Annotated in this window: 19 protein-coding genes; 9 read left to right on the top strand and 10 right to left on the bottom strand. The window is 68.9% G+C overall.

All coding sequences use genetic code 11. From position 1 onward, the window contains the following. Window positions 1-38: 38 nt before the first annotated feature. Together CDO52_RS11530 and CDO52_RS11525 are read right to left on the bottom strand one after the other, a co-directional pair. Window positions 39-1394 (bottom strand): NYN domain-containing protein, encoded by a 1356-nt coding sequence (locus CDO52_RS11530; RefSeq protein ID WP_094932376.1) that lies wholly within the window; start codon window positions 1392-1394, stop codon window positions 39-41. After that, window positions 1391-1663, bottom strand: coding sequence for a hypothetical protein (locus CDO52_RS11525; protein WP_017617095.1), 273 nt, complete (start codon window positions 1661-1663; stop codon window positions 1391-1393). Before CDO52_RS11525 ends, CDO52_RS11530 begins: the two co-directional genes overlap by 4 nt. Before the next feature lie 253 nt (window positions 1664-1916). Between CDO52_RS11525 and CDO52_RS11520 the strand changes: the two genes are divergently transcribed. The 3 genes from CDO52_RS11520 (at window position 1917) to CDO52_RS11510 (ending at window position 4911) form a co-directional block, all read left to right on the top strand. Further along, window positions 1917-3647 carry a DEDD exonuclease domain-containing protein gene (locus CDO52_RS11520; protein ID WP_094932375.1) on the top strand — a complete coding sequence of 577 codons (1731 nt, stop codon included), beginning with the start codon at window positions 1917-1919 and terminating at the stop codon, window positions 3645-3647. A gap of 163 nt (window positions 3648-3810) precedes the next feature. Next, window positions 3811-4575: a rhomboid family intramembrane serine protease gene (locus CDO52_RS11515; protein ID WP_017617097.1), complete on the top strand. Its 765-nt coding sequence runs from the start codon at window positions 3811-3813 to the stop codon at window positions 4573-4575. A 60-nt stretch (window positions 4576-4635) separates the two neighbouring features. Next, the gene (locus CDO52_RS11510; protein ID WP_017617098.1) at window positions 4636-4911 is read left to right on the top strand and encodes an Lrp/AsnC family transcriptional regulator; all 276 of its coding nucleotides are present in this window, start codon (window positions 4636-4638) and stop codon (window positions 4909-4911) included. A gap of 94 nt (window positions 4912-5005) precedes the next feature. Here the strand turns inward: CDO52_RS11510 and trpD are convergent, their stop codons facing one another. Both trpD and CDO52_RS11500 read right to left on the bottom strand, forming a co-directional pair. After that, window positions 5006-6058: an anthranilate phosphoribosyltransferase gene (gene trpD, locus CDO52_RS11505; protein ID WP_232524443.1), complete on the bottom strand. Its 1053-nt coding sequence runs from the start codon at window positions 6056-6058 to the stop codon at window positions 5006-5008. 309 nt (window positions 6059-6367) lie between these two features. Beyond that, window positions 6368-6805 carry a DNA-binding transcriptional response regulator gene (locus tag CDO52_RS11500; protein ID WP_017617102.1) on the bottom strand — a complete coding sequence of 146 codons (438 nt, stop codon included), beginning with the start codon at window positions 6803-6805 and terminating at the stop codon, window positions 6368-6370. Window positions 6806-7201: 396 nt separating this feature from the next. Between CDO52_RS11500 and ctaE the strand changes: the two genes are divergently transcribed. The 4 genes from ctaE to qcrB are packed head-to-tail and all read left to right on the top strand — an operon-like array spanning window position 7202 to window position 11521. Continuing rightward, window positions 7202-7825, top strand: coding sequence for an aa3-type cytochrome oxidase subunit III (gene ctaE / locus CDO52_RS11495; protein ID WP_193373641.1), 624 nt, complete (start codon window positions 7202-7204; stop codon window positions 7823-7825). Window positions 7826-7842: 17 nt separating this feature from the next. Then, window positions 7843-8754 (top strand): cytochrome bc1 complex diheme cytochrome c subunit, encoded by a 912-nt coding sequence (qcrC, locus tag CDO52_RS11490; RefSeq protein WP_017617104.1) that lies wholly within the window; start codon window positions 7843-7845, stop codon window positions 8752-8754. Then, on the top strand, window positions 8747-9862 hold the full coding sequence (qcrA, locus tag CDO52_RS11485) for a cytochrome bc1 complex Rieske iron-sulfur subunit (protein WP_017617105.1): 1116 nt from the start codon (window positions 8747-8749) through the stop codon (window positions 9860-9862). Before qcrC ends, qcrA begins: the two co-directional genes overlap by 8 nt. A gap of 3 nt (window positions 9863-9865) precedes the next feature. Further along, window positions 9866-11521 (top strand): cytochrome bc1 complex cytochrome b subunit, encoded by a 1656-nt coding sequence (gene qcrB, locus CDO52_RS11480; protein ID WP_017617106.1) that lies wholly within the window; start codon window positions 9866-9868, stop codon window positions 11519-11521. Between the two features lie 301 nt (window positions 11522-11822). Here qcrB and CDO52_RS11475 read toward each other — a convergent pair whose 3' ends face one another. The 4 genes from CDO52_RS11475 to ctaC all read right to left on the bottom strand — a co-directional run bounded on the left by CDO52_RS11475 (window position 11823) and on the right by ctaC (window position 16558). Next, window positions 11823-13109 (bottom strand): L,D-transpeptidase, encoded by a 1287-nt coding sequence (locus CDO52_RS11475; RefSeq protein ID WP_017617107.1) that lies wholly within the window; start codon window positions 13107-13109, stop codon window positions 11823-11825. A gap of 288 nt (window positions 13110-13397) precedes the next feature. Beyond that, window positions 13398-13823 carry a cytochrome c oxidase subunit 4 gene (locus CDO52_RS11470; RefSeq protein ID WP_017617108.1) on the bottom strand — a complete coding sequence of 142 codons (426 nt, stop codon included), beginning with the start codon at window positions 13821-13823 and terminating at the stop codon, window positions 13398-13400. 15 nt (window positions 13824-13838) lie between these two features. Beyond that, window positions 13839-15512 carry an aa3-type cytochrome oxidase subunit I gene (gene ctaD / locus CDO52_RS11465; protein WP_094932373.1) on the bottom strand — a complete coding sequence of 558 codons (1674 nt, stop codon included), beginning with the start codon at window positions 15510-15512 and terminating at the stop codon, window positions 13839-13841. Then, window positions 15512-16558 carry an aa3-type cytochrome oxidase subunit II gene (gene ctaC / locus CDO52_RS11460; RefSeq protein WP_449406726.1) on the bottom strand — a complete coding sequence of 349 codons (1047 nt, stop codon included), beginning with the start codon at window positions 16556-16558 and terminating at the stop codon, window positions 15512-15514. The genes ctaD and ctaC overlap by 1 nt, the downstream gene beginning before the upstream one ends. 398 nt (window positions 16559-16956) lie before the next feature. Here ctaC and CDO52_RS11455 point away from each other — a divergent pair, with 398 nt between their 5' ends. Beyond that, a complete protein-coding gene (locus tag CDO52_RS11455; RefSeq protein ID WP_017617110.1) occupies window positions 16957-17193 on the top strand; it encodes a sulfurtransferase TusA family protein in 237 nt (78 codons plus the stop codon). 82 nt (window positions 17194-17275) lie between these two features. Here the strand turns inward: CDO52_RS11455 and rpsD are convergent, their stop codons facing one another. After that, the gene (gene rpsD / locus CDO52_RS11450; RefSeq protein WP_017617111.1) at window positions 17276-17887 is read right to left on the bottom strand and encodes a 30S ribosomal protein S4; all 612 of its coding nucleotides are present in this window, start codon (window positions 17885-17887) and stop codon (window positions 17276-17278) included. A 75-nt stretch (window positions 17888-17962) separates the two neighbouring features. On the opposite strand from rpsD, the gene CDO52_RS11445 reads away from it, so the two are divergent. Beyond that, window positions 17963-18742: a DUF2470 domain-containing protein gene (locus CDO52_RS11445; RefSeq protein WP_017617112.1), complete on the top strand. Its 780-nt coding sequence runs from the start codon at window positions 17963-17965 to the stop codon at window positions 18740-18742. A gap of 79 nt (window positions 18743-18821) precedes the next feature. Here CDO52_RS11445 and CDO52_RS11440 read toward each other — a convergent pair whose 3' ends face one another. Next, window positions 18822-19805: a carbohydrate kinase family protein gene (locus tag CDO52_RS11440; RefSeq protein ID WP_017617113.1), complete on the bottom strand. Its 984-nt coding sequence runs from the start codon at window positions 19803-19805 to the stop codon at window positions 18822-18824. Between the last annotated feature and the right edge of the window lie 17 nt (window positions 19806-19822).

Here is a 19822-nt window from a genome sequence, read left to right as displayed (position 1 = left end):
CAACGGCGGCGAAGCGCCGCATATCGCCGCACTGTGTCTTAGGACTCCAGGCGCCGCAGGAGGACGGCGGAGGCCACCGTCCGCGCTCCCTCGCGCCGGACCGCGGCGATGATCTCCTTGTCGGAGGTCACCACGGCCAGGGGCCGCCCGGCGGGCTCGGCCCGGACCAGCCGGATGATGAGCTCGTCGGCGGTCTCCCCCGGTTCGCTGAACAGCAGCCGCACCCGCCGCGTCGCCGAGAGGGCGGGCGGGGCGTCGACGTCGGCGCCGTCGAACACGCAGGTGATCTCCGCCTTGGTCCGCGTCGCCAGCCCCTCCAGGGACGCGAGCAGGCGGCTGCGCTGGTCGGCCAGCGGCAGCGTGCCGTACCCCGTCTTGGTCACGTTGTAGCCGTCGACGAGGAGGTGGATGCGGGGCAGCGTGAGCAGCTGGTCGATCAGGCCGGGGTCGTCGTCGGGCAGCCCCTGGCCGGGCACGCCGATGCTCCGCTCGTGCCGCTCCCCCGCGACCAGGTCGCCCGGGCTCTCGATGGAGGTGGGCAGCGCGAGCTCCCGGCGCAGCCCGTGGGAGGCGTCCAGCAGCACGTCCAGCAGCACGCGCAGCCGGGCCTCGTCCGCGCTGCGCCCGGCGCGGGCGGCGCGGCGGGCGTTCTCCACCTGTCCTTCGGCCGCGGCGAGGCGGTTGCGCAACCGGCGGTTCTCCGCTTCCACGGCATTGACCTGGTTGGTCGTCGTGGAACTGAGTTCCGCCGCCTCCGCGATCGCCTGCTCGGCCCCTGCCACCGCCTCCTTCGCGCGCTGGCGCTCCGCGTGGATCTTGCGGCGCAGGTCGGCGATGGTGCTGCGCTGCTCGCGCAGCCGCGCGCGCAGCCGGGCGAGCTCCTCGCGCTGCTCGGCCCGGCCCTCCTCCAGTTGGCGCCGCAGGTCCGCGATGGTCTCGGCCGCCTCGTCGGCCTCCTTGGCCGTCTCCTGGCGCTCCAGCTCCCCGTGGATGCGCTCGACGATCTCCGACCAGCCCTCCGGGCGGATCAGGTAGGCGGCCGCCGCCACGGCGACCGGGTCGGCGGCCGGGGGGACGACACCCTGGCGCAGCCCCTCGGCGAGCTCCGGCCAGACCTGCTCCACCCGCGCGGCGACCTGCGACCGGAAGTCGTCGTCGCTCTCCAGCTGGGCGGCAATCTGCGGCCCGGCCAGGCGCGCGCGGCGGCGCGGCTCGAACTTCGCCACGCGGCGCAGCGCCGGAGGCAGCTGGGACATTCTCAGGCCGCCGAGGACATCGGAGCCGTACTCGATGACCCGTGAACGGACGCTCTCCGGCAGCGGCCGACGCAGGGACTCCCCCGCGGGCCGCTCGCCCGGTTCGCCGCCGTTGTCCGGGGCGGTATCGGGACTCATGCGCGCTCCGTGCCGTTTCCCGCCACGCGTCCCGCCTCGCCCGCGGGGCGGTCCACGACCTCCACCGAGTCCACGGCATTGCACCAGCGGCAGCGCACCTGCTCGATGGTCTCGGCGAGCACCTCGCGCTCCTCGACGTCGTAGGCGCCGGAGAGATCGAAGTGCAGGTAGTCGCGCGAGCGCACGCTGCGCGTCACGTCGAACCGGGTCAGGTTGCCGCACTGGGCGCACCGCCAGCGCTGAGTATCGGACGGGACAGAAATACTCAAGGCCTCTTCCTCCTTTTGCTACTCACGGCACGACCCTAGATCCTTGTGCACAAGGAAACCGCCCGGTAACACGGCGACCTCCAGCACCGCCCCGGCGACGTTCCCCCACCCGTGGCCCGCACCATCTTTCCACGTAGTGAAGGTCATGATCTTGACGGATCCGCATCGATCCAGGAGCGGACCGGACACAATCGGTCACTTGGGGAGGAATCAGCACCCACGATCCGTCACCCCCGGCGCTTAGGCTGACCGCGTGGCAGACCAGCGGCTTTCCCTACCCGGCGCACACGTCCAAGGCACCATCGACGACGTGGGCACCCTCCTCGCGCACACGACCTTCGTGATCGTCGACCTGGAGACCACCGGCTCCCGCTCCGACGGCGCCGGAATCACCGAGATCGGCGCCGTGAAGGTGCGCGGCGGCGAGGTGCTCGGCGAGTTCGCCACCCTGGTCAACCCCCGCATGCCGATCCCGCCGCACATCACCCTGCTGACCGGTATCACCCAGGCCATGGTCGCCACCGCCCCGGACCTGGACGCGGCACTGCCCGCCTTCCTCGAATTCGCCGCACTGGACGGCGACGCCACCGCGCTCGTCGCGCACAACGCCCCGTTCGACGTCGGGTTCCTCAAGGCCGCGTGCGGCGCCCAGGGCCACGACTGGCCCCATCCGACCGTCGTCGACACCCTGCCCCTCGCCCGCCGACTGGTCACCCGCGACGAGGTGCGCAACCACAAGCTCGGTACGCTCGCCGGGTTCTTCGGCGCCGCCGAGCAGCCGACGCACCGCGCCCTCGACGACGCCCGCGCCACCGTCGGCGTCCTCCACGGGCTCCTGGAGCGCCTCGGCTCCCACGAGATCGACACCCTGGAGGAGCTGCGGCACTTCCGCACCCCGCGCACCAGCGCCCAGCGGCGCAAGCGCCACCTCGCCGACGACGTCCCCGAGGCACCGGGCGTGTACGTCTTCACCGACGCCAAGGGCGACACGCTCTACGTCGGCAAGAGCTCGAACCTGCGGCGGCGCGTCCGCTCCTACTTCACCGCCGCCGAGACGCGCGGGCGCATCCGGGAGATGATCTCCCTCGTCGAAGGGGTCACCCCCATCGTCTGCGCGACCTCGCTGGAGGCGGAGGTCCGCGAGCTCCGGCTCATCGCCGAACGCAAGCCGCCCTACAACCGCCGCTCCCGCAACCCCGGGCGGGCCGCCTGGCTCAAGCTGACGCGGGAGTCCTACCCGCGGCTGTCGGTCGTGCGGGCGGTCCGCGACGACGACGCGCCCTACATCGGTCCCTTCCGCTCCTCCCGCGAGGCCGAGCTGGCCCGCGAGGCGCTGCACCACGCCATCCCCCTGCGGCAGTGCACCCACCGCTTCTCCCCGTCCCGGCCGATCAGCGCCTGCGTGCTGGCCCAGCTGGGACGCTGCGGTGCGCCGTGCGACGGGAGCGAATCCCCGCAGGAGTACGCCGCGCACGCCGCCGCTGCGGCGACCGCCATGACCGACGACGCCACGCCCGTCGTCGAGGCCCTGAGCGGGCACATCGCCCGCCTCGCCACTGATCTCCGCTACGAGGAGGCCGCGCTGTTCCGCGACCGGCGGGCCGCGTTCGTGGCGGGGGCGGCGCGCAGCCAGCGCCTCGCCGCCCTGGCCGCCATACCCCAGCTGGTGGCCGCGCAGCCGACGGGAACGGCGTGGGAGGTGCACGTTGTCAGGTACGGGCGGCTCGCCGGAAGCGGCATGATGCGGCGCGGGGCCGACCCGCACGCCTTCGTCGAGGCGCTCGTCGCCACCGCCGAGACCGTGTTCCCCGGCCCCGGCCCGAGCCCGCGGGCGACCCCCGGCGAGATGGAGTGCGTGCTGCGCTGGCTCGGCTCACCCGGCATCCGGCTGATCGACGCGGCCTCCCCCTGGACATGCCCGGTCAATGGTGCCGAAAAGCACCATGAGCTGACAGACTGGCAGCGCGACAGCGCCTACGACTGAGCGCGCCGCAGCGGCACGCCAGTTCCGCCGTCTCCTCCGTTGATGTCGGGGATATCGACCGAATGTCGGCGATTATTCGGTCGATATCCCCGAGATCAACGGACTGCGCGGGGCGGGGGCCGATATCGCGCGGACAGGCTCACGGGCAGCGTGAAGGAGACCGATGGCAGGCATCCCGCTCAGCGACGACTACCGGGTCCGCCGCGTCCCCGCCGTCACCTACCTGCTGATCGCCGCCAATGTCAGCGTCTACCTGCTCTCCCCGATGTCGATGCTCGCGTTCTGGTACGGCGACTCGCTCATGGCCCGGCTCTGCCCGATCGACATCTACGTCGCGCAGTGGGGGGCGATCCCGGTCGAGCTGCTCAGCGGGCAGCAGCTCCCCTACTCCGGCGAGTGCTCCGGCGCCGACTACACCAAGATCCCCTGGGTCTCCGCGTTCACCGCGATGTTCCTGCACGGGGACGCCATCCACCTGCTGAGCAACATGGTGTACCTGTTCGTGTTCGGCCCGGTCGTGGAAGACCGCCTCGGCCGCCTGCGGTACCTGGGCCTGTACACGGTCACCGGGCTCATCGCGACCTACGCCTACGCGCTGGGGACGCCGGACGCCGACATGCCGCTCGTGGGCGCGTCGGGGGCGGTCTCCGGGGTTCTGGGCGCCTACCTGCTGGTGCAGCGCCGCAGCCGGATCATCTTCCTGGCCCTGTTCGTCCTTCCGATACGGCTCCCCGGGTGGGTGCTCGTCGGCACCTACTTCGTGATTCAGTATTTTCTCTACGTCAGCGTCTCGCTGTTCCCCGGCGCCGATGGCGGCAATGTGGCGTACGCCGCGCACGTCTACGGCTTCATCGGCGGGGTGATCGGCGGGCTGCTGATCCACCGCATACGCTGGCGTTCCGGCACGCGCCTGTCAGACGTGTACTGATCGGACGTGTACCGGGCACAGCCGGCGGCCGTGCCACAGACCTGCCAGGAGGAGAACGCAGTGATCACCGCGATCGTCATGATCAAGGCCGACGTGGACCGCATCCCGGAGGTTGCCGAGGCGATCGCCGAGATCGACGGTGTCAGCGAGGTGTACTCCGTGACCGGCGGCATCGACCTGATCGCCATCGTCCGCGTTCGCAAGCACGAGGAACTCGCCGAGGTCATCCCCGGCCGGGTGAACAAGATCCCCGGCGTCAGCTCCTCCGACACGCACATCGCGTTTCACGCCTACTCCCAGCACGACCTGGAGTCCGCGTTCTCGCTGGGGCTGTGAGGACCGCCCCGGCGAGCCGATCGGCGCACATGACGGCGGCCCCGCGATCACCGGGTGATCGCGGGGCCGCCGTCGTCGCTGGGAGCCGGTGCGCCTACACGCCCTTGGCGTAGGCCTGGCTGACCTCGACCCACCGGTCGAGCAGCGTCGCCGCCGCACCGCTGTCGATCGCCTCGGCCGCCCAGTCGCAGCCGGACCGCAGCGCGTCCACCAGCGACCCGCTGAGGCCGTCGACGGCCGTGATCGCCGCGGCGGCGTTGAGCACCACGGCGTCGCGGACCGGGCCGTGGCGGCCGGCGATCGTCTCGCGCACCACGCGCGTGTTGAACTCCACGTCGCCGCCGCGCAGCGCGTCGGGCTCCGCGCGCAGGATGCCGAGGTCCGTCGGGTCCAGGGTCTCCCGGTGCACCTCGCCGTCGCGGACCGCCCACACGCCCGAGGTGGTCGTGGTGGTCAGCTCGTCGAGGCCGTCGTCGCCGCGGAAGACCAGCGCGCTCGCCCCGCGACGGGCGAACACCCCGGCCACGGTCGCGCACATGCTCTCGTCGAAGACGCCGATCGCCCCGGCCGCGGGGCGGGCCGGGTTGGTCAGCGGGCCGAGGAAGTTGAACACCGTGGGGACCGCGAGCTCGCGGCGGGGCTTGGCGGCGTACCGCAGCGAGGGGTGGAACAGCGGGGCGAAGCAGAAGGTGATCCCGGCCTCGTCGGCCACCCGCACGGTGGCCTCGGGCGGGAGGTCGATCACCACGCCGAGCCGCTCCAGCACATCGGCGGTACCGCACGACGAGGACGCCGCGCGGTTGCCGTGCTTGACCACCTTCGCCCCCGCCGCGGCGGCGACGATGGCCGCCATCGTGGAGACGTTGACGGTGTGCGCCCGGTCGCCGCCCGTGCCGACGATGTCCACGGTGCGGCCCGGGACCGAGATCTGCACGGCGTTGTCCAGCATGCCGCCCGCCAGGCCGGTGACCTCCTCCACGGTGGCGCCCTTGGCGCGCAGCGCGATGGCGAATCCGGCGATCTGGGCGTCGGTCGCCGACCCCGCCATGATCTCGTTCATGGCCCACTCCGTCTCCTCGGCGGAGAGGGAGTCGCCCTCCAGCAGAGCGGTGATCAGGTCGGACCAGGTTCGCTCACGTGTACGCACGGGGGCGTCCTCCAGGTTCTGGGTCAGTGGGGTGCGGACATCGGTCGGCCGCGCGAACGCGGCCGGGGGGATGGGATCGGCTGTTCAGCGCAGCCATCGCCATCGTGCGATGTCGGCCCCGTGGTGCGAAGCACCGTTGAAGAACCGGAGTGAGAGGCCGCCGTTCGAGTCGTCGGCGGCGACGGAGTGCACCATCGAAGCGGCTTTCCGTGCGTGGACCAGCGGGTCTGACGACCGGGCCGCCCGTGAGACGGGCGCCGGTGTGCCGGGGTCCGACGCTGGACCCCGGGGGTCGGTGACCAAGCCTACCTAGCGGGCCGCGAGGCGGGCGGCGCGCGCCCGCATCAGCTCGGCCAGCGATTCCGCCAGCGCCACCGGGTCGATCGGGTGGCTGACGGCCTTGTCGGCGCGCGACCACGCCGCCAGCCACCCGTCGTCGCGGCGGCCGATCAGCAGCAGCACCGGCGGGGACTGGTAGATCTCGTCCTTGATCTGGCGGCACAGCCCCATGCCGCCGACCGGGGCGGCCTCGCCGTCGAGGATCGCGACATCGATGCCGCTGTCCTCCAGGTGCTTGAGGGCGACAGGGGACGTGGCGCACTCGATGATCTCGACCTTGGGGACATCGGCGGCCGGACGGCGGCCGATGGCCAGTCGGACCTGCTCGCGCGCGCTGGCATCGCTGCTGTAGACCAGGATCCGCATCTTCGGGCCGTGCTCCGCGGTGTCGCGGGTGTCGTTCGCCATGCTCAACCGTCCCTTTGAACCGTGTGGAGGATTACGCCACCACTGCCGAGCCTATGTTCCTTGAGACCTTCGACACGACAGGATGCCACCCGCGCCACCCCGCGAGCCATGCCCAGGACCCGTCCGCGCGACGTCCCGATATCGATTCGATACCTTCTTTCCACCGCCACCCGGTCGTGAACGCGCAGTTCAGCGCCGTGAATCCCGCTCGCTACGGGGCAACCGGCACCCGGCTGAGGCCCTCACCACCCCCGTCGCCGCACGCCGCGTCCGGTAACAGGAAGGTCGCGGAACGGCGACGTCCCCCGTCACAGGCCGGTACCGTGATCGGCGCCGATCACACGGGTTACGGGGGGTCGTGCACCACCTCGCGCGAGATGCCGTAATAATGCTGACGTGGCGACAGCAACCGCGAACCAAACAACAGGACCGACACCAGTGCATGGTGCGGCTAAGCGACCTGACCTGGTGAGCGTTGGCACCATCGTGTGGTTGGCCAACGAGCTCATGTTCTTCGCAGCGCTGTTCGCGATGTACTTCACCATCCGATCGGTGATCAAGGGCAACCCCGACCTCGGGGACTGGCCGGCCGTTCATCTGAACGTCGGCTACGCCCTCGTCTTCACCATCATTCTGGTGGCCTCCAGCTTCACCGCACAGGCCGGCGTCTGGGCCGCCGAACGCGGTGACGTCCGGAAGCTCCGTATGTGGTTCTTCATCTCGTTCCTCATGGGCCTGGTCTTCGTACTCGGCCAGGCGAACGAGTACCGAGAGCTCGTCCACGAGGGACTGACCCTGCAGTCCAGCGCCTACGGCTCGATGTTCTACCTCACCACGGGTTTCCACGGTCTCCACGTGATCGGTGGGCTGATCGCGTTCCTGCTCATGCTGGGACGCACGTACGCCGCGAAGCGCTTCACCCACCAGCAGGCCACGAGCGCGATCGTTGTGTCTTACTACTGGCACTTCGTCGACGTGGTCTGGGTCGCTTTGTTCGCAACCATCTACTTCATTCAGTAACCCGAATCGGGGAAACCGTGAAATGGATTACCGCGCGGCGACGGCATCCCCTTGCGGGGTATGTCGTCGTCATACTCGCGCTTGGCCTCTTCGGTCTGGGCTACGCCTTTGTGGCGCCCACCGGGACTGACACGGCCCAGGCGCAGACCCTTGCCGCCGACAAGGCTGACAGCGGTCAGCCTGACGCCGAACGGGGCAAGGAGATCTTCAACAAGAGCTGTGCGAGCTGCCACGGCCTGACCGGTGGCGGCAGCGGCAACGCACCGGACATCACCGATGCCGGTGCGGCCGCGGTCGACTTCCAGGTGAGCACCGGGCGCATGCCGTCCATGAACCCGGACGCGCAGATGCCCCGGAAGCCCCAGGCCCTCACCGACGCGGAGCTGCGGGACCTCATCGCCTACTACAAGGCCGAGATCGGCGACGGCCCGCAGATCCCGACGGATGTCCCGGGCAGCGCTCCGCAGCGCTCCGACTTCTCCGACGAGAAGGCCTACGAGGCGGCCAAGGAGGAGTACGAGCAGGCCTACGAGAAGTACATCTCGGGGGGCGACGACACCGAAGCGGGCATGAAGCTGTACCTGACCAACTGTGCGCACTGCCACAGCTGGTCCGGGGGCGGCGGCGCGCTCACCGGCGGCAAGTACGCGCCCGAGATCCACGACGCCTCGCCGCGTCAGATCTATGAGGCCATGCTCACCGGGCCCGGGCAGATGCCCGTGTTCAACGACACGACCGTTATGCCGACCGAGAAGCAGGACCTGATCGCCTACGTGAAGAACCTGCAGGCCGAGCCGAACGCGGGCGGCATCTTCGACCTCGACCGCGTCGGCCAGGTCGCCGAAGGCTTCATCGGCTGGACCGTCGGTCTCACCCTGATCGTCGCCTGCGCGATCTGGATCACCGCGAAGCAGCGAGCCCATGACTGATAACAACACCAACTCCGAGAACGAAGCGGGTGCCGACGACCGGGTCATCGGCACCCCTTCGGACGCCTCCAGCGACTCGATCGTCGCCGGTCCGGCGGACCCGCACCGCGAGCACGCCGGGCCCTATCCCGCCGAGGAGACGCACAAGCACTCCGAGGAGGAGCAGCGCAGGGGCGAGAAGGTCGCCTCGCTGTGGTTCGTCATCGCGTTCCTCGCCGGCATCGGCTTCCTCGTGGCCTACTTCGCCTGGCCGCCCAACGCCGCGGGCGAGCCGGCCATCGCCGACCCGCAGATCGGCCAGTACTCGAACATGGCCCTGGGCGGCACGCTCGCCCTCGCCCTGTTCGCCATCGGCGCCGGTATGACGGTGTGGGCGCGCCGCGTGATGCCGCACTACGAGGTGTCCTCGCCCTACGACGAGCTGCCCTCCGCCCCGGAGGAGAAGAAGTCGTTCGGCGAGTTCTTCATGAAGAGCGCCGACGAGAGCGGGTTCCTCAAGCGCCCCCTGATGCGCCGCACCCTGCTGCTGGCGATGGCGCCGCTGGGACTCGCCCCGATCGTCATGCTGCGCGACACCGGGCCGCTCCCCGGCGACAAGCTGCACAAGACCCTGTGGGAAAAGGGCATGCACATGGTCGTCGAGGGCACCGACCGCAAGATCAAGGTCGCGGACCTCAACGTGGCCGGCGGCATGATCACGGCGCTGCCCTACGTCGAGCACAGCGAGGAGCACCCGCACGGGATCAGCCTCAACGACAAGGCCAAGGCCGTCGTCCTGCTCATCAAGATGCCGGAGGACGCCTGGGGCCCCGACATGTCGGACAAGCAGCTCAACTGGACGCAGGACGGGATCATCGCGTACTCCAAGATCTGCACGCACGTCGGCTGCCCGGCGGCGCTGTACGAACAGGGGACGCACCGCATCCTGTGCCCGTGCCACCAGTCGACGTTCGACGCCGCCAACGGCGCCAAGGTCGTTTTCGGCCCCGCCCACCGGCCCCTGCCGCAGCTGCCGCTTACCGTGGACAGCGAGGGCTACCTGGTGGCGGACGGAGACTTCCCCGAGGCCGTCGGCCCGACGTTCTGGGACGCGGAGAAGGAGGCATAGTCGATGAGCACGACCCCAGAGGCGCCCAAGGCGCTGCGGAACATCGGCAACTTCATCGATGACCGCTTCCACCTGTCGAAGACCGGCGAGAAGAACCTGCGCAAGGTCTTCCCGAACCACTGGTCCTTCATGCTGGGCGAGATCGCCCTGTACTCGTTCATCATCCTGCTCATCACCGGTGTCTTCCTGACGTTCTGGTTCAAGCCGAGCATGGCGGAGGTCATCTACGACGGCTCCTACGAGCGCCTCAACGGCGTTCAGATGAGCGAGGCCTACGCGTCCACGCTGTACATCGACTTCGATGTGCGCGGCGGGTTCCTGGTCCGGCAGATCCACCACTGGGCGGCGCTGATCTTCGTCGCCTCGCTGGTGATCCACATGCTGCGGGTGTTCTTCACCGGCGCGTTCCGCAAGCCGCGCGAGATCAACTGGCTGATCGGTGTGGCGATCTTCGTCCTGGCGATGCTCGAGGGCCTCTTCGGCTACTCGCTCCCGGACGACCTGCCCTCGGGCATGGGTGTCCGCATCCTGCAGGGCGTGATCATGGCGCTGCCGCTGGTCGGCAGCTACGTCAGCATGTTCCTCTTCGGCGGGGAGTTCCCCGGCGAGGAGATCATCACGCGGCTGTACATGCTGCACATCCTGCTGATCCCGGGGATCCTGCTGGCGCTGATCGTGGCGCACTTCATGATCCTCTGGCACCAGAAGCACACGCAGTACCCCGGCACGGGGCGGTCGGAGAAGAAGGTCGTCGGTACGCCGATGTTCCCCGGGTTCGCCGTCAAGGCGGGCGGGTTCTTCTTCTTCGTCTTCGCCATCATGGTCGCGCTCAGCGCGTTCGTGCAGGTCAACCCGATCCACCTGTTCGGCCCCTTCACGCCGACGTCCATCACCTCCGGGCTGCAGCCCGACTGGTACATGGGCTTCATGGAGGGCTCGCTGCGGATCTTCCCGAACTGGTTCGACTTCAACATCTTCGGGTACGCGGTCCCGATCGGCGTGCTGGTCCCGGGCTTGGTGATTCCGGGTCTGATCTTCGGCGGCCTGGCGGTGTGGCCGTTCGCCGAGCAGTGGATCACCGGCGACAAGCGCCACCACAACATGGCCGACCGCCCGCGCAACGCGCCGGTCCGCACCGGCGTGGGCGTCGCCGGGATCGTCTTCTACGGCCTGCTGTGGCTCGCCGGTTCGAACGACATCCTCTCGGAGACGTTCTCGATCAGCCTGTACGCGACGACCTGGTTCTTCCGGATCTTCGTCATCCTCGGGCCGATCATCGGGTTCATCGCGACCAAGCGCATCTGCCTGGGCCTGCAGCGCCAGGACCGGGAGACGCTGGAGCACGGCTACGAGAGCGGCACCATCCAGCAGCTGCCCAGCGGTGAGTTCATCGAGGTCCACAAGGAGTCCTCGGAGGAGACCGTGCACGTGCTGCAGAGCAAGGCCCCGGTCGAGCGCATCGACGTCGAGGCCGTGGACGAGCACGGAGTCGAGGCCCCGGAGGCCCGCGGCGCCAAGGGCCGGATGCGCTCCGCCCTCGCCCGCTGGTACACGAAGGACAACATCTCCTTCGAGGGCGTCGAACCGCACAGCGGCCACCACCTCCACCACGGCGCGCACGCAGCCGAGGAAGAGGCCAAGGCCGGATCGTCCTCCTGAGCCTGAGCCGCACGCTCACGGGCGAAACAGCAGGCCCGGCCTCCCGTATCGGGAGGCCGGGCCTTCGTCGTTCTGTGGGCCGCCTGGATGCCTGCGGGACGGGAGAGGGACCGGGGGTCTGCTGGGCGGCCCTGTCCGATTCCACGTTTCCGGTGTCTTTCGGTGACAAGCCGCACCGAGGCCGGAGGGGGCCGGTCGCCCAGCAGGCCCGGACCCCACTCCCCCTTTCAGCCCGCACACGACTGAGGGCCGCTCGGAGCACGAGTGTGCTCTGAACGGCCCTCAGGTGCGCTGTGCGGCCTTAGGCGGCGCCGCCGTGCACGTTGCCCGGGGTGCCCTTGCCGTCGGTGGTGTCGGCCTTGCCGGTGGCGCTGTTGTCCAGCCACTCGTCCCAGGAGCGCTGCCAGAAGCCCCAGCCGTTGTCGACCGCGAGTTCCCGGTCGGTGCCGTTGACCTGCAGGATGTCGCCCATGAGCGAGTTCTCGTAGTACCACTTGGCGCCGGCCACGCTCATGTTCGGGCAGCCGTGGCTCAGGTTGGCCTCGCCGAGCTGGCCGTTCCAGGGGGCCGCGTGGGTGAACTCGCCGCTGTCGGAGAACCGGACGGCGTAGTCGACGTCCAGCTTGTAGCCCTCGGGGCTGTCGACCGGGACGCCGACCGTGGAGGAGTCCATGACCAGCCGGTCGTACTTCTCCATCACCACGTGGGTGCCGCTGGTCGTGGTGTACTTCTCCGTGGTGGCCTTGCCCATGCTGATCGGGAAGGTCTTGATCTTCTTCCCGTCGCGCTCGACCGTCATCGTGTAGTCGTCGTTCTCGATGGTGCTGACCTGCTTGCGACCCACCGTGAAGTCGAGGCGGTAGTTCTTCACCCCGTAGGCGCCCTCGGACGCCTCGGTGCCGGCCAGGTGCATGTCGACGCTGACCTTCTGGTTCGGCTTCCAGTAGTCCTTGGGGCGGAACACCGCCTCCTTATCGCCGAACCAGTTCCAGGCGCCCTCGACCGGCTCGTCGGAGGTGACCTCGATGGAGTTCTCGACCTGCTCCTTGTTCTCCACGGGCAGGTCGAAGTTGACGACGATCGGCATCCCCACACCGACCTCCTGGCCGCTGCTGGGGAAGTTGGACTTGAGCTCCAGCCGCTTGCCCGGCGTGGCCTCCAGCGTGGAGAACTCGCTGACGACCTCGGTCTCCTCGCCGGACTTGTCCTCGGCGACGGCGGTCACGGTGACATTGGAGCCCGGGATGAGATTCCAGTCACTGACCCACTCGGTCTTGTCCTTGTTGAGGGTGCCGGTGACCTTGTCGACCTCGGCCTGGCCCTCGTCGCCGCCGTCGGTGCTCTCCCCGTCGGCCGGGTTCTGGGCGTCGGCCTCATTTCCCCCCGACTGCTCCACCTGCACGTCGGTGATGGTCCCGCCATCGGCGGTCACCGTCACCGGGAGGTTCGGGCGCACCTTGGTGGCGCCGTCCTCGGGACTGATCTCGACCTTGACCTCGCCCCCGCTGGCCTCGGCGCCCGTGGTGTTGGTGTCGGTGCCACCAGAGCCCGTGCATGCGGTGGTGAGGGCAAGGGTCAGACCGGCCATTCCGGCGCCGAGCCGACGGTATGCCGTCGGTACTGTGCTGCCCTTCACGCGAGCGACCTCCTGCGTCCTGCTCTACCTGCGGAACCCGTCCTCCCCTTGGACGCCGTGGTGAGCTGGAAAGTTCCACATCGTTGACAACAGCGGCCAAAAGGGGGGAGATACCGAAGATCAGGTACGGGCCGCCCCAAAAGAATACCCCCGGCCGGTCGGTGGACTCATCGGAACCCACCGACCTGCCGGGGATCAGGGCGCGGTCGTCCCACCGGGGCGAACCCGGTGGGGTGACGCTCAGTGCTGGAACTCTCCGCGGTAGTACTCGAAGACCCAGCCGATGGAGGTCAGGATGATGGCGAACACGCCGATGAAGACCATCCACCAGCCGATCGCCACGCCCACCGCGGTGAAGGAGACCGACATGGCCACGAACAGCGGCCACCAGCTGTGCGGGCTGAAGAACCCGTACTCGCCGGCGTTCTCGGCGATCTCACCGTCGAGGCGCTCCTCCGGGGGCAGCCCGTGGAAGCTCTCGCTGCGCCGGGCGGCCTGCCACAGCCAGAAGCCGATCATCCAGCCGAACCCGATCGCGACGACCAGGGCGACCGTGCCGGTCCACTCGATCTGTCCCTCAGCCACCCAGGCCCAGTAGGCGTAGAGCGCCGCGCACAGGCCGAAGAAGGTGGAGACGCCCATGAACAGGTAAGCCTGCATCTTCATGATGAACGCACCCTCTTACTTCGTGGTCGCCGGTTCCGGGTGCGCACCCGGAGCGGCAGCGTGCGGATGGTGGAGGTCGAACGCGGGGCGCTCGGACCGGATCCGCGGCAGCGACGTGAAGTTGTGCCGCGGCGGCGGGCAGGAGGTGGCCCACTCCAGCGAGCAGCCGTACTCCCACGGGTCGTCGACCTCGACCGTCTTCGGGTTCTTGTGGGTGATCCACATGTTCCAGAAGAAGATCAGGGTCGAGGCGCCCAGGACGAACGAGCTGACCGAGGAGATCTGGTTCAGCGCGGTGAAGCCGTCACTGGGCAGGTAGTCGGCGTAGCGGCGGGGGAAGCCCTCGGCGCCCAGCCAGTGCTGCACCAGGAAGGTGCCGTGGAAGCCGAAGAACAGCACCCAGAAGTGCGCCTTGCCGAGCCGCTCGTTCAGCATCTTCCCGGTGAACTTCGGCCACCAGAAGTAGAAGCCGGCGAACATCGCGAAGACCACGGTTCCGAAGACCACGTAGTGGAAGTGGGCCACGACGAAGTAGCTGTCGGTGACGTGGAAGTCGATCGGCGGCGAGGCCAGGAGCACACCGGTGAGACCGCCGAAGAGGAACGTCACCAGGAAGCCGATGACGAACAGCATCGGGGTGGCCATGACGATCTGGCCGCGCCACATGGTGCCGATCCAGTTGAAGAACTTCACACCGGTCGGGACCGCGATCAGGAAGGTCATGAACGAGAAGAACGGGAGCAGCACCGCGCCGGTCGGGAACATGTGGTGCGCCCAGACCGTGACGGACAGACCCGCGATGGCGATGGTCGCGCCGACGAGGCTCTTGTAGCCGAAGATCGGCTTGCGGCTGAACACCGGCAGGATCTCGGTCGCGATACCGAAGAACGGCAGCGCGATGATGTACACCTCGGGGTGGCCGAAGAACCAGAACAGGTGCTGCCAGAGGATGGCGCCGCCGTGCTCGGGGTCGAACACGTGGGTGCCGACCATGCGGTCGGCGCCCAGCGCGACCAGGGCCGCGGTCAGGACCGGGAACGCGATCAGCACGAGCACGCTGGTCAGCATGGCGTTCCAGGAGAAGATCGACATCCGGAACATCGTCATGCCGGGCGCGCGCATGCACAGGCCGGTGGTGATGAAGTTGACCGCCGAGAGGATGGTGCCCAGACCGCTGACGGCCAGGCCCAGGATCCACAGGTCGCCGCCGAGGCCCGGCGAGCGGACCGCGTCGGAGAGCGGGGTGTAGGCGAACCAGCCGAAGCTCGCCGCACCGCCCGGGGTGAGGAACCCGCCGACGACGATGAGGCCGCCGAACAGGAACAGGTAGTACCCGAAGATGTTCATCCTCGGGAACGCCACGTCGGGGGCGCCGATCTGCAGCGGCATGATGATGTTGGTGAACCCGACGAACAGCGGGGTCGCGAACAGCAGCAGCATGATCGTGCCATGCATGGTGAAGAGCTGGTTGAACTCTTCCTTCGTCACGACCTGCAGGCCCGGCAGGAACAGCTCGGCGCGGATGATCAGCGCCAGGATTCCGCCGAACAGGAAGAACGCGAACGAAGTGATCAGGTACATGTACCCGATCGTCTTGTGGTCGGTCGACGTCATCCAGCTGACGATCATCGACCCCTTGCGTGTGGGCCGGGGTCCGGCCGCGACACTCGTCTCGGTTGCCGTCGTCATTACTGGCCCGCCTCCTCGGCCGCGGCGTCGGCCGTGTCCTGCTCGTCAGCGCCGTGGGCCGTCTCGGCCTTGTCGGCGTTCTCGGCCTGCTCGGCCTTGTCGCCGTCCGTCGCCGTCTCGGCCTTCTCGTCGCGAGCCTCGGCGCCGTTCTCAGCGCCCTTCGCGGTGGCGTCGGCCCCCTTGTCGGCGGCCTTCTCCGCGAGCTGCTCGGACGACGCCTCGGCGGCCTGCTTCTGCTCGGCCGCCCACTTCTGGTAGTCCTCGGGCTCCATGACCTCGAGGTTGAAGAGCATGCCCGCGTGCTCGACACCGCACAGCTCGGCGCAGCGGCCGGCGTAGGTGCCCGCGGTGCCGTCCTTGACCTTGACCTGGAACTCGTTGTCCCGGTTCGGGATGACGTCCATCTTGAAGGCGAACGCGGGGATCCAGAAGGAGTGGATGACGTCGGGCGAGGTGAGGTCGAAGTGCACGACCGCGCCCTCGGGAAGCCGCAGGGTGGGGACCTCCTGCGGGGTACCGACGACCGCGAACTCGGTGGTCGGCTGGGCCTTGGGGTCGTCGGCGGCTTCCTCGGCCTCGGCCTTGGACTGGTCGAGGTAGTTGAACTGCCAACTCCACTGGAAGCCGACGACCTCGACGTTGACGTCGGCCTTCTCGTCGGTCTCCAGCAGGTAGGCCTGGTCGCGCGCGGTGAAGTAGAAGAGGACCGCGATAACGACGATCGGCAGAACGGTGTAGAGCGCCTCGATGGGCATGTTGTAGCGCACCTGCGGCGGCAGCTGCTCGGAGCGCTTGCGGTGGAAGATGATCGACCAGATGATCAGCCCCCACACGAGAATGCCGACCGCGAACGCCGCCACCCACGAGCCCTGCCAGAGCGCGAGAACGGTCTCTGCCTGCTCGGTGATCGGCTCCGGCACACCCAAACGAGTGAACTCGTTCGACGCGCAGCCGGTCGCGGCAATACCCAACGCGGCGAGCGCGGCGCCACGTGGTGCCCATCGGCGCAACGCGGAGCGCCGATTCCTATGGCGGGTCGGACTCACGGATTGCCTTCCCAGCGGTGAATGCCCGCGCGACGTGCGCGGGCGTAGTTATATCCGAAGCTTGTCAACGGGCAACATTATCGCGAATCGCCTGGTGATCCGCTCGTGGGCGAACCCTGCCAGCGTGTTGCTGCACACCCTTGCGGTGGGGCGGTGCGGGACACCGTCCGGCCGCGTGGGCGCGGTGCGCCGGGCCGGGTCACCAGCGGTTCGCGTCCATCGCCCTGCCCGGCATTCCTGGGCTGCTCAGGACACCGTCCGGGTGTCCGAAAGACCGCCCAGGAGAGCGGGCTAAGGCGAGGGTATCGCTGCATTTACGACACCCTTAACCGGGTGCCGTTTAACGCTCCGCATGGGTCAAGATTGGGATACGAACCCGCTACGCGAGGAGAACATCGGTGTCGGACCGCCCCTTGGTCACCGTCGAAGCGACCGGCCGCAAATGCCCGATCCCGATCATCATGCTCGCGGGCCGTATCCGCGAGGTGCCGATCGGTACTGTCATCGCTGTCACAGCCGATGATCCGGCCGCTAAGACGGACATCCCGGCGTGGTGCCGGTTGAAGATGCACGAGTTCGTGGCCGAAGTCCCATTGGAGCGAGGGAGCGCCTTCCACATCCGGCGGATGTACTGAGGCGGCCCCGAACCTCGGGCGCACCACAAAGCAGGGCCGCGCGGCCGGATTCCGGCTGCGCGGCCCTGCTTACGCCAGAGGACTAGCGGGCGTAGTACTCGACGACGAGCTGCTCGTCGAAGGGAACCGGGGCCTGCTCGCGCTTCGGGCGGTCGACGACCGCGATGCGCAGGTCCTTGTGGCTCACCGCGAGGAAGCCGGCGATCTTGTCGTCGGCGTGGATCCCCTCGGCGGCCTCGACGAACGGCACCATGTTGCGGGACTTCTCCCGAACGCCGATCACCTGGCCCGGCTTGAGCTGGTACGACGGGATGTCGACCTTCTTGCCGTCCACGGTGATGTGGCCGTGGTTGATGTACTGCCGCGCGGCGTAGATCGACGACGCGAAGCCGGCCCGCAGCACGACCGTCATGAGACGGAGCTCCAGCTCGGTGACCATTTCCTCACCGGTACGGCCCGGGCGCTTCTTGGCGTTCTCGTAGACGCGCAGAAGCTGCTTCTCCGACAGGTCGTAGTACCAGCGCATCTTCTGCTTCTCGGCCTGGCGGACCGCGAAGTCGCTGGTGTTGCGACGAACGCGGCGACCGTGCTCACCCGGGGGGTACGGCCGCTTCTCGAAGTAGCTGACCGCCTTACGGGTCAGCGGGGTGCCCGCGCGCCGGGACAACCGCACCTTAGGTCCGGTGTAGCGCATTGAGGTCCTCCGTTATTTGAGTCACTTGAAAAAACGGGAATCCTAGGTAAGGCTTGCCTAAGTCTAGGAGGTGTCATGCGACAGCCCAGCCCGTCCGCGATCGAACGGGTCCGTTCCCTCGCCGCCACGGCGACCCCCACCACGGCGGTGTTGGCAAACAATCCCGACACGCGTTTCAGCGTGCGCGGGGCGGTAGACCATGCCGGTCGCGCGGTGCTGTGGGCCGAGAACGGCCACCCGCTGCACGAGGCGTTGCGGGCGTCTCAGCACGACCGCGCCGATCTCACGATCGGCGTCGGACTCTCCGCGCTGCGGCACGTGGGTCGCACACCTACTGTACGCGCTCGGCTGTGGTGCGACGGCCACGTTTCGATCGTCCCCGCAGGCGAGCGCCGCGACGCCGCCCTCGCGGTGTGGGACGGATGTCCCGACGAGGAGCTACTCGCCGCAGTGGACCATGATCCCATGCCGGACGCGCCGCTCCTCGCCCGAGTGGAGCCGGCGACGGTGATGTACCACACCTACGACGCCGCGGGGCTCATCGACGGCGCGTCCTACATGGCCATGCGCCCCGATCCGATCACCGGCGCGGCCGAGCGGATCCTGCGCCACGTCAACGACTGCCACCGCGACGAGCTGAGCGCCTCGCTGCGGCACCTGCCCGAGGCTCCGGACGGAGCGGCCTGGCTCTGGGAGCTGGACGCCCAAGGCGTGACGCTGTGGGTCAACCCCGTGCACGGCGGCCACCCGGCGCTGATCCGGGTGCCGTGGAGCAGCCGGGTCACGCGGCCCTGCCAGTTGGAGCGCGCGCTGTTCGACCTCATGTCGCGGCACGGGAGCGCGGCGCACCCCTGATACGAGAAGCGCCTCCGCGGCGCAGGGGCAGCGCGGAGGCGACCGGTTCTCGTCAGGCCGTTTCGGCCTTCGCCGCGCGTCAGACGGCCTTGCCCACGAAGGGCTTCACCTCGGCGGCGCTGTCCTCGCCGTAGCTGGCGGCGATCCGCTCCACCAGGGTCTCCCCGGTCAGCTTGTACTCCTGCGGGCCGCTGACCTCCAGCGAGTGCACCGCGGTGGCGTTACCGATCTGGGCGGCGCGCTCCAGCGACAGCTCCCAGGACACACCGGCGAGGAAGCCCGCGCGGAAGGCGTCGCCGACGCCCGTCGGGTCGGCCTTCTCGTTCACCGCGGCGGCGGGGATGTGCAGCGGCGGCTCGCCCTTGCGGTCGATCACCACGCCCTTGGCGCCGAGCGTGGTGACGCGGGTGCCGACGAGGTCGAGGATCTCCTCGTCGCTCCAGCCGGTCTTCTGCTCGGCGAGCGCCTTCTCGTACTCGTTGGTGAACAGGTAGGTGGCGCCCTGGATGAGGCGGCGGACCTCCGGGCCCTCCATGCGGGCCAGCTGCTGGGAGGGGTCGGCGGCGAACGCGAGGCCGCGGGCGCGGCACTCGTCGCTGTGCCGCAGCATCGCCTCGGGGTCGTTGGCGCCGATCAGCACGAGGTCCAGGCCGCCGTCGCGGTCGCTGAGCGGCTTCAGCTCGATGTTGCGGGCGTCGGCCATGGCGCCGGCGTAGAACGACGCGATCTGGTTGTGGTCGCGGTCCGTGGTGCAGACGAACCGCGCGGTGTGCCGCAGGTCGGAGATGTGCACCCCGGAGGTGTCCACACCGTGCCGCTCCAGCCACGACCGGTACTCCTCGAAGTCGGCGCCCGCCGCGCCCACCAGGACGGGGCGCAGGCCCAGGCGCCCCATGCCGAAGCAGATGTTGGGCGCGACGCCGCCGCGGCGTACTTCCAGCTCGTCGACCAGGAACGACAGCGACACCTGTTCCAGTTGGTCGGCGATCAGCTGCTCGGCGAAGCGTCCCTCGAAGGTCATCAGGTGGTCGGTGGCGATGGATCCGGTAACCGCGATGCGCACTGCGGAGGGCTCCTTGG

Origin of the sequence: Nocardiopsis gilva YIM 90087 (genome assembly GCF_002263495.1) — a bacterium.
Taxonomy (GTDB): Bacteria; Actinomycetota; Actinomycetes; order Streptosporangiales; family Streptosporangiaceae; genus Nocardiopsis_C; species Nocardiopsis_C gilva.
This window is presented reverse-complemented; position numbering and strand designations above follow the sequence as displayed.